This is a genomic window from Buchnera aphidicola (Kaburagia rhusicola ensigallis) (assembly GCA_039830025.1).
Lineage (GTDB): Bacteria > Pseudomonadota > Gammaproteobacteria > Enterobacterales > Enterobacteriaceae > Buchnera_B > Buchnera_B aphidicola_AW.
On sequence record CP140040.1, the window covers coordinates 398,488 to 414,066 of the forward strand.

General features: G+C 26.6%; 15 protein-coding genes and 1 tRNA gene. 5 read left to right on the forward strand and 11 right to left on the reverse strand.

All coding sequences use genetic code 11. From position 1 onward, the window contains the following. Positions 1 to 19: 19 nt before the first annotated feature. From rbfA to greA, 9 genes are all read right to left on the reverse strand, one after another. Entirely contained in the window at positions 20 to 376 is a 357-nt protein-coding gene (gene rbfA / locus U0T55_01730) for a 30S ribosome-binding factor RbfA (GenBank protein XBC42642.1), read from the reverse strand. Positions 377 to 436: 60 nt separating this feature from the next. After that, a complete protein-coding gene (gene infB, locus U0T55_01735) occupies positions 437 to 3,034 on the reverse strand; it encodes a translation initiation factor IF-2 (protein XBC43069.1) in 2,598 nt (865 codons plus the stop codon). 14 nt (positions 3,035 to 3,048) lie between these two features. Next, positions 3,049 to 4,536 (reverse strand): transcription termination factor NusA, encoded by a 1,488-nt coding sequence (gene nusA / locus U0T55_01740; protein ID XBC42643.1) that lies wholly within the window; start codon positions 4,534 to 4,536, stop codon positions 3,049 to 3,051. 306 nt (positions 4,537 to 4,842) lie between these two features. Continuing rightward, positions 4,843 to 4,924: transfer RNA gene (locus U0T55_01745), tRNA-Leu, on the reverse strand. A gap of 47 nt (positions 4,925 to 4,971) precedes the next feature. After that, on the reverse strand, positions 4,972 to 5,208 hold the full coding sequence (secG, locus tag U0T55_01750) for a preprotein translocase subunit SecG (protein XBC42644.1): 237 nt from the start codon (positions 5,206 to 5,208) through the stop codon (positions 4,972 to 4,974). 144 nt (positions 5,209 to 5,352) lie between these two features. Further along, positions 5,353 to 6,678, reverse strand: a complete 1,326-nt coding sequence (gene glmM, locus U0T55_01755; protein ID XBC42645.1) for a phosphoglucosamine mutase — start codon at positions 6,676 to 6,678, stop codon at positions 5,353 to 5,355. Between the two features lie 378 nt (positions 6,679 to 7,056). Beyond that, positions 7,057 to 8,886, reverse strand: coding sequence for an ATP-dependent zinc metalloprotease FtsH (gene ftsH / locus U0T55_01760; protein ID XBC43070.1), 1,830 nt, complete (start codon positions 8,884 to 8,886; stop codon positions 7,057 to 7,059). A gap of 53 nt (positions 8,887 to 8,939) precedes the next feature. After that, positions 8,940 to 9,566, reverse strand: a complete 627-nt coding sequence (locus U0T55_01765) for an SAM-dependent methyltransferase (protein XBC42646.1) — start codon at positions 9,564 to 9,566, stop codon at positions 8,940 to 8,942. Between the two features lie 295 nt (positions 9,567 to 9,861). Further along, the gene (gene greA / locus U0T55_01770) at positions 9,862 to 10,341 is read right to left on the reverse strand and encodes a transcription elongation factor GreA (protein ID XBC42647.1); all 480 of its coding nucleotides are present in this window, start codon (positions 10,339 to 10,341) and stop codon (positions 9,862 to 9,864) included. Positions 10,342 to 10,733: 392 nt separating this feature from the next. On the opposite strand from greA, the gene U0T55_01775 reads away from it, so the two are divergent. The 5 genes from U0T55_01775 (at position 10,734) to cgtA (ending at position 14,270) form a co-directional block, all read left to right on the forward strand. Continuing rightward, positions 10,734 to 10,982, forward strand: a complete 249-nt coding sequence (locus U0T55_01775; GenBank protein XBC42648.1) for a BolA/IbaG family iron-sulfur metabolism protein — start codon at positions 10,734 to 10,736, stop codon at positions 10,980 to 10,982. Continuing rightward, positions 10,979 to 12,244 carry a UDP-N-acetylglucosamine 1-carboxyvinyltransferase gene (gene murA / locus U0T55_01780; GenBank protein XBC42649.1) on the forward strand — a complete coding sequence of 422 codons (1,266 nt, stop codon included), beginning with the start codon at positions 10,979 to 10,981 and terminating at the stop codon, positions 12,242 to 12,244. The genes U0T55_01775 and murA overlap by 4 nt, the downstream gene beginning before the upstream one ends. A 249-nt stretch (positions 12,245 to 12,493) precedes the next feature. After that, entirely contained in the window at positions 12,494 to 12,808 is a 315-nt protein-coding gene (gene rplU / locus U0T55_01785; GenBank protein XBC42650.1) for a 50S ribosomal protein L21, read from the forward strand. 11 nt (positions 12,809 to 12,819) lie between these two features. Then, the gene (gene rpmA, locus U0T55_01790) at positions 12,820 to 13,077 is read left to right on the forward strand and encodes a 50S ribosomal protein L27 (GenBank protein XBC42651.1); all 258 of its coding nucleotides are present in this window, start codon (positions 12,820 to 12,822) and stop codon (positions 13,075 to 13,077) included. Between the two features lie 158 nt (positions 13,078 to 13,235). Then, positions 13,236 to 14,270, forward strand: a complete 1,035-nt coding sequence (gene cgtA / locus U0T55_01795) for an Obg family GTPase CgtA (GenBank protein XBC42652.1) — start codon at positions 13,236 to 13,238, stop codon at positions 14,268 to 14,270. A 233-nt stretch (positions 14,271 to 14,503) separates the two neighbouring features. Here cgtA and rpsI read toward each other — a convergent pair whose 3' ends face one another. Both rpsI and rplM read right to left on the reverse strand, forming a co-directional pair. After that, positions 14,504 to 14,896 carry a 30S ribosomal protein S9 gene (gene rpsI, locus U0T55_01800; GenBank protein ID XBC42653.1) on the reverse strand — a complete coding sequence of 131 codons (393 nt, stop codon included), beginning with the start codon at positions 14,894 to 14,896 and terminating at the stop codon, positions 14,504 to 14,506. 15 nt (positions 14,897 to 14,911) lie between these two features. Further along, positions 14,912 to 15,340 carry a 50S ribosomal protein L13 gene (rplM, locus tag U0T55_01805; protein ID XBC42654.1) on the reverse strand — a complete coding sequence of 143 codons (429 nt, stop codon included), beginning with the start codon at positions 15,338 to 15,340 and terminating at the stop codon, positions 14,912 to 14,914. Positions 15,341 to 15,579: the final 239 nt, after the last annotated feature.

Here is a 15,579-nt window from a genome sequence, read left to right on the forward strand (position 1 = left end):
ACTATCCTTGTTTATTAAATTATTTTTTAAAAGATCTACTTATTAACTTACTTAATTTGATACCTTTAATTAATGAGTTATCATAAATAAAATGTAATTTAGGAATGATTCGCAAACGAACTTTCTTTGCTAATAAATATCTTATGTAAGATGAAGATTTTTGCAATGTTAACACGACATTTTTTGGAGATAATATTTTATTATTGTCAAATACGCTAACATATATTTTAGAATAATTAAAATCACAAGAAGTCTGAACTTCCAACACCGTTATTATAGCTTTCAAACTAGGATCGGATAGCGAATGACAAATAATCCATGATATTTCTTTCTGCAATTCTCTTGATACACGAAAAAAACGGTTAGATTGTACCATCTAGAAAATTCTCCAATCATTTGCATAAACAGAATAACAAGAATAAATTTGTATTTTAACTTACTTAATTTTAAGTTTTTGAAACGCTTCAATTAAATCGTTAATACAAATATCATTATAATTTTTTATTCCAATACCACATTCTACTCCGTTTCTTACTTCATGCACGTCTTCTTTGAATCTTCTCAACGATTCTAATTCTCCAGTATAAATTGCTTTATTTTGTCTTAATATTCGAACGCAATCATTACGTTTTACTATACCTTCAATAACCATACATCCAGCTATGCTTCCAAACTTTGGAGATTTAAATACATTTCTTACTTCTGCTAATCCTACTATTTCTTGTTTATATTTAGGAATAGTCATACCATATATAGAATTTTTTATTTCATCAATAATGTGATATATTACCGAATAATAACGTAAATCTACGTTTTCTTTGAAAACCATTTGCTTAACAGACAAATCTGATTTAACGTTAAAACCTATAATCATCGCTTTTGAAGCAATAGCAAGAGATACATCAGTTTCTGTAATGTTACCTACTCCTTTTCCTATAATTTTTATTTTTACATTATTATTAGACAATGAATGTAAAGCATCAGAAATAGCTTCTAATGAACCTTGAACATCAGATTTTAAAACAATATTTAACTCTAATTCATTATCTTTTTTTACTTTTTCAAAAATATTAGATACATTATATATTGTTTTTTTAGATAACTTTTTTTCTCTAAATTTTTCTTGACGATGTAAAGAAACTGCGCGAGCTTCTTTTTCGTTTCTAACAACAATTATTGTATCCCCAGATATAGGAATTCCTGATAAACCTAATACTTTTACTGGAATGGAAGGACCAGCAAATTCAATTTCTTGTTCTAAAGAATTTTTTATAGCACGAATTTTCCCATATTCTAATCCACATAATACTACATCACCTTTATTTAATACTCCTTCTTGTATTAATATCGTAGCAATTGGGCCTTGTCCTTTATCTAAAAATGATTCAATTACTAAACCTGTAGCCATTCCAGAAGAAGAGGCTTTTAATTCCAACATCTCAGCTTGTACTAAAATAGACTTTAATAAATGATTTATACCTTGTCCTGTTTTAGCTGAAATATGTACAAAAATATTATTGCCGCCCCATTCTTCTGGAACGATATTATATTTCGTCAATTCATTTTTAATTTTATCTGGTTCTGAATTTAATTTATCTATTTTGTTAATGGCCACTATAATTGGAACTGATGCTGCTTGAGCATGTTGTATAGCTTCTATTGTTTGAGGTTTAACTCCATCATCAGCAGCTATAACTAAAATCACTATATCAGTAATTTTAGCTCCACGAGCTCTCATTGCAGTAAACGCTGCATGACCAGGTGTATCTAAAAATGTAATAATTTTACGTTCTATTTCAATGCAATATGCACCTATATGTTGAGTGATTCCACCAGCTTCTTGAGAGGCAATTTTAGTTAATTTAATGTAATCTAATAATGAAGTTTTTCCATGATCTACATGACCCATAACAGTTACTATAGGAGGGCGAATCTTTAAAACGGTATTGCTAACATTACGATTTCTCATAATTTTTTGTTCTAACGAATCATCTTGATGTATAGTTACTTTATGGCCCATTTCTTCTGCAACTAATTGTGCTATATCTTGATCTAAATTTTGATTGATAGTTACCGCATAACCTAATTTCATCATAATTTTAATCAATTCAGAACATTTAACTGCCATTTTATTTGCTAATTCAGATACTGTCATCGCATTATTAATTATTATATCTCGATTAATTATACAAGATGGTTTTTGAAAAACTTGTCGTAAGATGCTACTTGGATAACTTCTATTATTGTGTTCTATATCAGTAGAATTTTTTAAATCTACTCGATAAATCTTTTTTTTATGACGCAAACGTTTTGTATGTTTATTATTAGATTTACTTTTTATTTCTATACTATCATTATTGCTATGAGAGTAACTAGAACGTATCATGTTAGCAACATGATATTTATCATAATTAATAATTGATTGAATTTGATTTCTCTTTTGTTCTTTATTAGTTTTTTTATTTTCAAATGTAGACCGTTTGATATCTGGAGCATGTTTTGATATTACTGTCTTAGAAAAATGATTTTTATTAACTGCATTACGAGAAAAATTATTAATTTTTCTTCTAATATCATTAGATTTTAAATTTAATTTTAAATTATTAAGAATACTACTATTTTTAGTAGAACTTTTGTGAGAATGAATTGTGCTGTCATCTTTTTTTCCTGTTGTTAGTAGTGTATTATCATTATTTTTTTTTGAAAAAAAATTAATTTTCTTAAAAATATCATGTTTAAACTCTTGTTGAGGCTTTATATATGTTTTTTTCTTTCTAATTTCAACTTGAACATATTTATTTTTTCCTCCTACATTAGATATATTCAATGTACTTCTAGTTTTTCTTTTTAAAGTTAATGTATTTTTTAATATAGTACTAGTACTTTTTAAATATTTATCTAAAATTTTTTTTTCATGATCATTAATGTAATTATATTCTTGTTTTAAGATACCCGCACTAATACATTTTTTTACTAAATCTTCTATTGAAATATTCATTTCTTCAGCTAATATTTTTATATTTATTTCCATAATTACATTTTTCCTACTTAGGTCTTTTCACCAAACCAACATATATTACGTGCCGCCATAATCAAATCACCAGCTGTATTAATGTTGAGTTCTTCAATATCAATTAAATCATCTACTCCCTGATCAGCTAATTCTTCTAAATTATAAATATTTTTTTGTACTAATTTTAAAGCTATTTTCGAATTCATTCCTTTTAAATTCAATAATTCCTGTTTAGGTTTTTTATCTTCTAATCTTTTTTCATTTTCTTTTTCAATTGTGGTTAAAGCTTTTTCTGCTTCCATTCGAATTAATAGAGCTAACGTTTCATTTATGTTATTAACATGAAGTAACTCTTCGAACGGAATATATACTAATTCTTCTATTGAAGAAAATCCTTCTTGAATTAAAATTTTCAATATTTTCTCATCTATATTTAAATATTTTTTAAAAATATTTAAAATTTTGTCTGCCTCTTTTTGATGCTTTATTTTTAAATCATCAATGGTCATAACATTAATTTCCCAACCACTTAGTTGAGAAGCTAATCGCACATTTTGACCATTTCTCCCAATAGCTTGTGCTAGATTTCTAGGATCTACAGAAATGTCCATCGTATGACTTTCTTCATCAACTACAATAGAAGCAACATCAGCCGGAGCCATAGAATTAATAACAAATTGAGCTGCATTTTTATCCCATAATACAATGTCGATACGTTCACCACATAATTCGCTAGATACTGCTTGTACTCTAGCTCCTCTCATTCCAACACAAGCACCTACTGGATCAGTTCTTTTATCATTGCTTTTTACTGCGATTTTGGCTCTAGATCCTGGATCACGAGCTGCTGCTTTAATTTCAATTATTTCTTCTCCTATTTCTGGGACTTCAATTTTAAATAATTCAATTAACATTTCAGGTTTAGATCTACTGACAAATAATTGTATACCTCGTGCTTCAGGATAAATAGCATAAAGAACACCTCTTATTCGATCACCTAATCTAAAATTTTCTCTTGGAAGCATATCTTCTTTTAAAATTAACGCTTCAGCATTATTTCCTAAATCCAAAGTAATACTATCTCTATTAATTTTTTTTACTATTCCTGTAACAATTTCTCCAAAATGATTTCGAAATTGATCTACAATCATTGCTCTTTCAGCTTCTCGTACTTTTTGTACAATAACTTGTTTTGCTGTTTGAGTGGTTATTCTATCAAATGTAACTGATTTTATTTTATCTTCTATATAGTCATTAATTTTTATTAAATTATTTTCAAATTGAGCAGCTTCAAATGTGATTTCTCTCGTTGGAAATGACACTTCATGTACCACTAACCAACGTCGAAATGTTTCAAAACTTCCGTCTTTTCTATTAATTTTTACCCGAACATCAACATCTTGATCATATTTTTTTTTAGTTGCAATTGCTAATGCACTCTCTAACGCTTCAAAAATTTTTGTTCGAGGTAGAGATTTTTCATTAGAAACAGCTTCCACAACAGCTAAGATTTCTTTATTCATCTTAGTTTACCTTAAATTATACAAATGACATTGTGGAGTTTACGTTACTTTATTATAAGTATCTTAGAAGTAGAAATATACGTATTTTATCAAAATATTAATAATAAATTAAAATCGATGAATTAAAAAAGATTGAATTTTTTAGTAAAATAGATTTTAATTTTAAAACATTGCCAATTATTCTAATGTTATTTTTTAATTTCTTTTTGTAAATTGATTTTAATATAATAAAATCCCCGAACTTTTCGGGGATTTTATTATATTAAAATCAATTTACAAAAAGAAATTAAAAAATAACATTAGAATTACCGAGGACGGGACTTGAACCCGTATACTAAAAAGTACTACCCCCTCAAGATAGCGTGTCTACCAATTCCACCACCTCGGCCAATTAATAAAAATATAAGACTATAAATACGTATATCTTAAGAATAACTAAAGTACATTATTATAACTGATATTGCATATTATTAAACTAATTAAAAAAAACAAAAAAGCAAAAACACCAGTAATACGTATTAACATACTATTATTACAAAAAGTAATCGTTTGTTTTGATTTTATTAAATTAAAACCAGCATTTACATCACTATTTTTTCCATTTTGTATCATAATTAAAAAAACAAGGCAAAAAGAAACAAAAACAAAAATTCCCAAAAAAAAATTATACATAAAATCTTCTCTAAATATTATATAAAATATTCGTAATTAAGATAAAAAATAAAAAAATTGATATACTAACTCATAACATTATAACATAAACTACTCAAATAAAAGGTTAAAAACAAATCTAGCTAATAAAAATACTCACAATAATCAAAAAATTTTTTTAAATTGATTAGAAATAAATGTTACTACACTTTTATTTTCATCTTCTATTATAACTCTAAAACATTGTTCTGTTCCAGATTTTCTAAAAAATATCCTTCCTAATGGACCTAACATACCTACATAATTAAAAAATAAAACTTTTATCTCTTTATACTTAACACAAATATTTTTTTTATCAAAATATACATTTATTATTATTCGAGGTAACAATTTTATTTCAGAACATAATTGAAAAAGACTTGCATGAGTTTTCATCATGACCTTCAGAACTTGCAAACTAGCAATGATACCATCACACACAGGCGAACTATCTAATATAACAATATGACCAGAACTTTCTGCTCCAAATCTCCATTTTTTTTGTCTTAACTTTTGTATTATATTTTTATCTCCTACATCCACTTTAATGAAAGGAACATTTAATTTTTTTAATGCTACAAGTAATCCATTATTACTCATTATAGTTCCAACTACACCTTCTTGCTTTTTTTTATGATGCAAATAAAATTTTGCTAAAATATATAAAATGTGATCGCCATCTATCTTATTTCCAAAATGATCAATCATAATTATACGATCACCATCACCATCTAAAGCCAAACCTAAATCCGCTTGTTCAGATAAAACTATTTTTTGTAAATTTCTAACATCCATTGATCCACAAGATTTATTTATATTATATCCATTAGGACAAACAGCAATTGTAATTAAATTTGCATTAAAATTCTTAAAAATTTTAGGTGCAATTTTATAAGTAGAACCATTAGCACAATCTAATACAATTTTAAAATTTTTTAAATTAAAATTTGTTGGAAATAACGACTTACAAAATTTAATATATTCTAAATGAGCATAACCAATTCTCATAATAGAAGATACATATGAAATATTCCAAAAAGAAATAGGTTTTAGAAGAGCTATTTCAATATCACGTTCTAAAGCAACGGGTAGTTTAACACCATCTTTTAAAAATAGTTTTATGCCATTATCTTCAAAAAAATTATGAGACGCAGATATTACTATCCCTACTTCTAATTTTAACAATTTTGTTAAATATCCAATAGCTGGAGTAGAAATGATACCTGTAGACATTACCAAAATTCCAGAAGAAGACAAACCTGCATTTAATGCTGATTCTAACATGCGACTAGAAATTCGAGTATCCACTCCAACTATTGTTCTTTTGAAATTATTTTTAAATAAAATTTTTCCAATAACAATACCAAGTTTTAAGAAAAAATATGGAGTAATAGGAAATTTTCCAACTTTTCCACGAATTCCATCTGTTCCAAAATATCTTTTAAAATTCAAGTTATCATCTCATTTAATAAAAATATAATAATTGTATATTCAAACAACAAAAAATAATATGATATTTAAACACTATATACTAACAATAAAATTAACTTATATAAATAATTGTTGCATGTTATTCTATACAAGTACACAATAAATTAAAATTGATAAAAATTAATAATTTATCAATTCTTATAAAAAAATTGTATAAAGAACATAGCACTATCTCTTAATTTCATATTTTAAGAGATAGTAATTTAGCACACTAAAAATATACATCAATTTATTTACATGAATTTTCATTAATTTTAAAAGTATAATTTTATAAAACATAATCAAATATATTTCAACTTGACTAATTAAAATACTATATGCAATAAACACCTTTCTTTTTTAATCATTATCTTCATTCCACCCATCAGGGTGCTTGACAGGTTTTCTATTCATTAAATCATTAATTTGATGAAAATCAATTGTTTCATATTTTATTAATGCATCTTTCATAGAATGAAGAATATCTAAATTTTTATCTAATATATCTTTAGCTCTTTTATAATTCTTCTCAATTAAAACTTTTACCTCTTCATCTATAATTCTCGCAGTTTCATTGGACATATGTTTAGATTTTGATACTGTTTTGCCTAAAAATATCTCACCTTCTTCTTCTGCATACAAAAGAGGACCTAATTTTTCCGAAAAACCCCATTGCGTAACCATATTTCGAGCTAAGCTAGTGGCCACCTTAATATCATTAAATGCACCTGTAGAAACATTATCCATACCATAAATAATTTCTTCTGCTAATCTACCTCCATACAATGTTGATATTTGACTTTCTAACTTATTTTTACTAACACTCAATATATCATCTTCCGGTAAAAAAAAGGTTGCCCCCAATGCCCTACCTCTTGGAATAATAGTTACTTTGTGTACAGGATCGTGTTCTGGTACTAATCTACCTACAATAACGTGCCCTGCTTCATGATATGCTGTAGACTCCTTTTGCTTATCTGTTATTACCATTGATCTTCTTTCAGTCCCCATAATAATTTTATCTTTTGCTCGTTCAAAATCAAACATTGATACTACCTGATTATTAGTACGAGCTGCAAACAATGCTGCTTCATTAACTAAATTAGCCAGATCTGCTCCAGAAAATCCAGGAGTGCCACGAGCTATAATCATAGGATCTACATCTTTTCCCAAAGGCAATTTTTTCATATGAATTTTAATTATTTGTGAGCGACCTTTAATATCAGGTAATGCCACAAATATTTGGCGATCAAATCTACCAGGTCTTAACAAAGCAGGATCTAAAACATCTGGACGATTAGTTGCAGCAATAAGGATTATTCCTTCATTTCCATCAAAACCATCCATTTCTACTAACATTTGATTTAATGTTTGTTCTCGCTCATCATGTCCGCCACCTAATCCCGTTCCTCTTTGACGACCCACAGCATCAATTTCATCAATAAAAATTATGCATGGAGCAGACTTTCTTGAATGTTCGAACATATCACGAACTCTAGATGCCCCTACACCTACAAACATTTCTACAAAATCAGAACCTGAGATGGTAAAAAAAGGAACTTTAGCTTCACCCGCAATTGCTTTAGCTAAAAGAGTTTTTCCAGTTCCAGGTGGACCCACCATTAATATCCCTTTTGGTATTTTCCCTCCTAACTTTTGAAATCTACTAGGTTCTCTCAGATAATCTACTAATTCTTTTACCTCAGACTTTGCTTCATCACATCCTGCTACATCAGAAAAAGTAACTTTTATTTGATCTTCAGGTAACATTCTAGCTTTACTTTTTCCGAACGACATAGCACCTTTTCCACCACCAATTTGCATTTGACGCATGAAAAAAATCCACACTCCAATTAACAACAACATAGGAAACCATGAAATGAAAATAGAAGTAAAAAAACCTGGTTCTTCCTGTATAACTCCTATTACTTTCACATCTTTTACTAACAAAGTATCAAGCAATTTGGGATCATTTATAGGAATATAAGTTATATATTTACTATTATCTTTTTTTATTACATGAATTTCACGTCCATTAATATATGTTTCGCGAATTTGATCTTGATTGACTTCTGATAAAAAAGTAGAATAATCGACTTTTCTATAATTTATACTATTATAATTAAAATTCTGAAAGATAGACATTAATATAACCGAAATTACCAACCAAAGAATTAGGTTCTTAGCCATATCACTCAAGAGATTAACCTCACAATTTAAAACTATTGAATAAAATAAAATATTTATTTTCTTCGTCCAGAAGCTATAATATATACTTCTTTAGAACGAGTTTGAGATGCATTTGGTTTAAAAATTTGTACTTTAAAAAATAAGACATGAATTTTTTCAATTAACGTACGAAATTGTTTTCCATAAAACGATTTCATTACCAACTTTCCATTATCGAATAATAACTGCGTAGAAATTTTTAACACCAATTGATTTAATTCTATAGAACGACAATGATCAATACAATAAAATCCGCTCATATTAGGGGCTATATCAGACATAATCAAATCTATTTTCTTATCCTTTACATGGTTTAATAAAAAATTAAAAAACTTTGGATCTCTAATATCTCCTTGAATAAAAAAAACACCTCTAATTGGTAACATAGGTAATACATCACATGCTATAATAGACCCTCTTCTTCCTATTTGTTTTTTAGCATATTCAGACCAACTTCCAGGAGAAGACCCTAAATCCATCACAGTCATACCTTTTCTAAATAACTGAGTAACACTATGTATTTGATCTAACTTAAAATGTGACCTAGAACGAATATTATATTTCCAAGCTAAGTTAACGTATCGATCTTTATTATGTCGTTTTAACCATATTTTTGAACTCAAAGAACGAGTTTTTGACATTAATAATACCACTTCTTGAATAAAATAATTAAAATACAAGTTTGAATCAGTAATAATATACAGCAATAATTATAAAATATTTGTGTATTTTAAAATATTCCTATGTTTAAAAACATCAAATTTAATAAGAAAACTTTAAAAAATCGTATATTATCACCACATTGATAATTCACTATATCTATTAATATTATATTACTTATTAAATTTATAAAAAAATAAATATATCCATATTATTTAAAAAATATATAATGCAATCATAAACCATAAAATTTATTTTATACAATTCCATCGTTTACTATATATATAGTATATTTAGAACTTCATATTTTACATTTCCAGATGGAGTTTCTATTATAGCAACATCATTATTTTTTTTTCCAATTAAACCTCTAGACATAGGGGAATTAATAGAAATTAAATTTAATCGAAAATTTGATTCATCATCACCTACAATACGGTAAGTAAAAATTTTGTTAGTGTTAATATTACGTATAGTTACTGTAGATCCAAAAACTACAGTTCCATAATTTTTTATTTTAGTAATATCAATTATTTGTGCTTTAGATAACTTTAACTCAATATCTTTAATTTTTCCTTCGCAAAAACTTTGTTCTTCTTTAGCTGCAATGTATTCTGCATTTTCTTTCAAATCACCATGTTGCCTAGCTTCTATTATAGAAGCGATAATTTTAGGCCTTTTTATTTTTTTAAGTATTTCAAGTTCTCTACGAAGCTTTTCGGCACCTAATAATGTCATTGGGATTTTATCGTTCATATTCACTCCTCATAAACATAACTCAAGTACAATATAGTAAAATATGTCGAAATAATAAAATATGTAATATACTCATAAAAATATCCTAAAAAAACTAAATCATATATTTTTATAAAATTATTTAACAATCTATTAAAATGTTATATTTATATCAATCAGAAATATAACTAAAAATATAATATGCATTCACAAATTTCAGCTAAAAAAATATGACTACTATTCATGTCGCATATAAAATGACAATTACTTCTATAACATTGAAAATTAGCAGCTAAAAGTTACACTAACAACTTTAGTTATATACATATATTTATATGCCGTTTATAATAGTAAACGCATTCATAAAAAATATTCTGACATTATATAATATACTTTCATTAGGATTACAACCAATGATTACAGAGAAAATCAAACATTTACTCATTCAATCTCTATCATTACATCAGGTAAAAGTAACTGGAAATAATAACTACATTGAAATAATAGCTATTGACGATGTATTTCACAATAAAAGCGAAGTAGAAAAACAAAAAATAATTTATTCTAAATTGATGAACTATATTATAGATAAAACTATTCATTCTATTTCAATAAAAACATACTCTTTAAAAGAATGGAAAAAAATAAAAAATAATCCGTGAAAAACGAAAAATGTTATATAACCGGGCCTACTCACCTTTCTGGCGATATAAAAATATCCGGTTCAAAAAATTCTGCTTTACCTATAATGATAACATCAATATTGTCTGAAAAACCAATAGAATTACATAATGTTCCGATGCTTCAAGACACTAAAAATATAATAAAAATATTAACTAAATTAAAAGTTAAAATAAAAGTTAAAAAAACAATATATATAGATTCTAGTGACATTAAAAATTGTACCATACCTAACGATATGACAAAAAAAACGCGTGCTTCAATTTGGATTTTAGGACCTTTATTAGCAAGATTTAATTATGCGAAAATATCTTTTCCAGGAGGATGCAAAATAGGAAGTAGAAAAATTGATTTACATATATTTGGACTTACTCGATTAGGAGCTAGTATCACTATACATGATAATCACATTATCGGATCAGTAATGAAAAAGTTAAAAGGAACTAACATTGTATTATCTAAAAAAAGTGTAGGAGCAACTATTACTATTATGAGCACAGCTGCTGTAGCTATAGGAATTACTACAATATCTAACGCTGCGCAAGAACCTGAGATCATTGATGTTGCTAATTTTCTTAACAGCTTAGGAGCCAAAATTTTTGGAGCCGGAAGTAAAAAAATTGTCATCCAAGGAGTAAATAAACTACATGGAAGCATATATAAAATTATACCAGATAGAATTGAAACAGGCACTTTTTTAATAGCAGCAGCAATATCTAATGGACATATTGTTTGCCATAATACTCAACCAAAAATGTTAACATCTGTTCTACAAAAATTAACTAAAGCAGGAGCAAAAATAGAAATAGGAAATGATTGGATTAGTCTTAATATGAATAATATTCGTCCTACAGCAACTAATATTATAACCTCTCCATATCCAGGATTTCCAACTGATCTACAAGCACAATTTACACTATTAAATTTAATATCAAATGGAACAAGCATAGTTACTGAAACAATATTTGAAAATCGCTTTATACACATACCTGAATTAAAAAAAATGGGAGCAATGGCAATAATAAGAAAACGTTCAGTTTTTTGTTATGGAGTTAAGAAATTAAATTCAGCTAAGATAACTGCATTAGACTTAAGGGGGTCAGCTAGTTTGATATTAGCTGGATGCATTGCGTATGGACAAACAATTATCGCAAATTCTCATTTCGTTACCAGAGGATATGAAAATTTTTATAAAAAGCTTAACACCATAGGAGCTAAAATTAAAATAAATAAATCTATTTAACACAAATTTTGAAACTTTTAAAAAATTTTCTATATACATTATATGTTTATTTCAATTCAAAACATTAAACTCAGCACATTAAAATAATTTTTAGAAAAAATACTCAGCATTGCATAAAATTTGTTTAATTATAATGTTCTATTATAAAAACTACTAACACAATGAACGCATTACTTACTGAATATTTTTTAATAATATAAAAAATTCAACTTAAAAAATCAAAAAACAACTATAATATGGAACAAAATTATGTACGCAATTTTTATCAATGGCGGCAAACAATATAAAGCTAAAAAAGGGCAAACAATTAGGTTAGAAAAATTACACCACTCAATTGGAGACAATATACAATTTGAAAAAATTTTAATGATTTCAGATAAAAATGAAGTAATAATAGGAAAACCTCTATTATTAGATAGCTTTATATCGGCTAATGTTATAAAACATGGACGTAACAAAAAAATTAATATAATTAAATTTAATCGTAGAAAACATCATAAAAAAAACCAAGGTCATCGCCAACATTTCACTGAAATTTTAATTACAAATATTCACAAACATTAAGGAATTAATAAATGGCTCATAAAAAAGCAGGAGGGTCAACCAGAAACGGAAGAGACTCACATGCCAAAAGATTAGGAATAAAACGTTTTGGAGGAGAATTAGTACTTTCAGGAAGTATTATTGTTCGTCAAAAAGGTACAAAATTTCATGCAGGCACAAACGTAGGATGTGGAAAAGACCATACATTATTTGCTACTACTAAAGGAAAAATAAAATTTACAAAAAAAGGATTAAAAAATAAAACATATGTAAATGTCATTGCGCAATAACACTAATATTTTCATTTTGTACATAAATAAAAATCTCCTTATATAAGTATTTTTATTTATGTACAAAATGAAACTGTATGTAAATTAATCCAAAAATAAAATAAAAAATTTATAGAACAATAACATATATCTCTAAAAATCATCACAAGGACATTAAAATGAAATTTCTAGATCAAGCAATAATTTATATAACTGCTGGAAATGGAGGAAATGGATGTGTTAGTTTTAGACGAGAAAAATATATCCCAAAAGGAGGACCTGATGGAGGTGATGGAGGCAATGGAGGTAACATTTGGTTGCAGGCTAATAGAAATTTAAATACTTTAATTGATTTTAGATTCAAAAAAAATTTTAAAGCTCAGGATGGAAAAAATGGAAATAACAAAAAAAAATCAGGAAAAAAAGGAAAAGACATTATTATTCAAGTACCCATAGGAACAAGAATTATTGACAACAATACTAACGAAATAATAGATGATATTAAAAATAATAAACAATTAACTTTAATAGCTAAAGGTGGATGGCATGGATTAGGCAATACAAGATTTAAATCTTCAATCAATAGAACCCCTAAAAAACGAACTTTAGGAACAAAGGGAGAAACAAGAGAAATCAAACTAGAACTAATATTGTTAGCTGACGTAGGTACACTAGGATTACCAAATTCTGGAAAATCTACTTTAGTGAGTAATTTATCAGCAGCAAAAACTAAAATATCAAATTATCCTTTTACGACATTAATACCCGTATTAGGAACAGTAAAAATTAAAAATTCCAAAAATTTTATTATTGCTGATATACCAGGATTGATTAAAGGAGCTTCAAAAGGATATGGACTAGGAATTCAATTTTTAAAACATTTAGAGCGATGTAACCTATTATTACATATAATTGATATTTCTATAAAAAACCCACGTTTTATATTAAATAATATACAAATCATCTTAAAAGAACTAAAAAGTTATAGCACAAAATTATATAACAAACCAGTATGGATGATATTTAATAAAATTGATTTAATGAGTCAAAATGAAATAAAAAAAATTACTAATTTTATTCAAAAAAATTTTAAACTTACGCAACCCTATTATTTAATTTCGTCCATACATAACATTGGAATTCAAGAAATGTGTAAAGACATTTCAAATTTTATAGAAAAAGATGAACTTGTTTACAAACAACACAATATTTAATATAAAGTAAAAAATAAAAAATTGTATGCAACTTCTATATAGAAAATTTAAGATGAAACATAATTAATAATTGTGCTAATATTAAAATTTTAAAACTAAATAAAATATAACTATTAATATATCTAAAAATATAGAAATTCTACTTTTTCATTCAACATTATCTCATCAAATAAAAATTTACCCGGTTTATTCCGGGCACTAAATCTAAAGTTTAAAAATAGATTTTATTAAAATTAACGTTTAGAAAACTGAGGTCGTTTCCGCGCTTTTCTAAAACCTACTTTTTTTCTTTCTACTTGACGAGAATCTCGAGTTACAAAACCTGATTTCCTTAACGTATTTCGAAAAGACGAATCATACTCTATTAATGCACGAGTAATTCCATGACGAATCGCACCAGCTTGTCCTGAAGTTCCACCGCCTTTAACAGTAATATACAAATCGCATTTATTTAGCATATTAACTAATTCCAAAGGCTGCTTTATTATCATTAAAGTAGTTTTACATCCAAAATATTTTTCTAATGAACGATTATTAACTGTAATCTCTCCTTTTCCAGATTTTAGAAAAACTCGAGCAGAAGAACTTTTCCTACGACCAGTTCCATAATTATATACTGTATTCATTATTTATATTCTCAATTAAATAACCAACATTGTTGGATTTTGTGCTATATGACTATGATACTTCGTAGAATATACTTTAAGTTTTTTAAACATATCTCGACCAAGAGGTCCTTTTGGAAGCATGCCTTTTACTGCAGTTTCAATAACTCTAGTAGGAAAACGAGATATCATTTCCTTAAATGTTATTTTTTTAATACCTCCTATGTATCCAGTATGATGATAATAAATTTTATCAGTATATTTTTTACCTGTTACTTTTATTTTACTAGCATTAATAACGATCAAATAATCACCAACATCTACATGAGGAGTATATTCTACTTTATGTTTTCCGCGCAATCGAAGCGCAATAGCAGAAGCTAATCTTCCTAAAATACATCCTTCAGCATCAATGCAATACCATGATCGCTCTATTTCATGTTTTTTAGCAGAAAAACTTTTCATATTACATTGTCCATATACAATTAAATTTTTTATTATAAAAAATTTATAATATAAATACTATCTTAATTAATAGTAATTTAATAATATTAAAATATTAACCAAAACTTTTATAATAAAAAATGATTTAATACGATTTTTTTATAAATAATTTATATATAAATTACTAAAATACTTATTCAACATGAAATTAACACTTTCGAAAAATAATTAAAATTTTTAAGTATTACAAATAAAAATTA

Excerpts from the sequence above, each read along its gene's own strand:
- rbfA (XBC42642.1), bottom strand. The coding sequence starts at position 376 with ATGGTACAATCTAACCGTTTTTTTCGTGTATCAAGAGAATTGCAGAAA.
- nusA (XBC42643.1), bottom strand. The coding sequence starts at position 4,536 with ATGAATAAAGAAATCTTAGCTGTTGTGGAAGCTGTTTCTAATGAAAAA.
- secG (XBC42644.1), bottom strand. The coding sequence starts at position 5,208 with ATGTATAATTTTTTTTTGGGAATTTTTGTTTTTGTTTCTTTTTGCCTT.
- ftsH (XBC43070.1), bottom strand. The coding sequence starts at position 8,886 with ATGGCTAAGAACCTAATTCTTTGGTTGGTAATTTCGGTTATATTAATG.
- U0T55_01765 (XBC42646.1), bottom strand. The coding sequence starts at position 9,566 with ATGTCAAAAACTCGTTCTTTGAGTTCAAAAATATGGTTAAAACGACAT.
- greA (XBC42647.1), bottom strand. The coding sequence starts at position 10,341 with ATGAACGATAAAATCCCAATGACATTATTAGGTGCCGAAAAGCTTCGT.
- U0T55_01775 (XBC42648.1), top strand. The coding sequence starts at position 10,734 with ATGATTACAGAGAAAATCAAACATTTACTCATTCAATCTCTATCATTA.
- rplU (XBC42650.1), top strand. The coding sequence starts at position 12,494 with ATGTACGCAATTTTTATCAATGGCGGCAAACAATATAAAGCTAAAAAA.
- rpmA (XBC42651.1), top strand. The coding sequence starts at position 12,820 with ATGGCTCATAAAAAAGCAGGAGGGTCAACCAGAAACGGAAGAGACTCA.
- cgtA (XBC42652.1), top strand. The coding sequence starts at position 13,236 with ATGAAATTTCTAGATCAAGCAATAATTTATATAACTGCTGGAAATGGA.
- rpsI (XBC42653.1), bottom strand. The coding sequence starts at position 14,896 with ATGAATACAGTATATAATTATGGAACTGGTCGTAGGAAAAGTTCTTCT.
- rplM (XBC42654.1), bottom strand. The coding sequence starts at position 15,340 with ATGAAAAGTTTTTCTGCTAAAAAACATGAAATAGAGCGATCATGGTAT.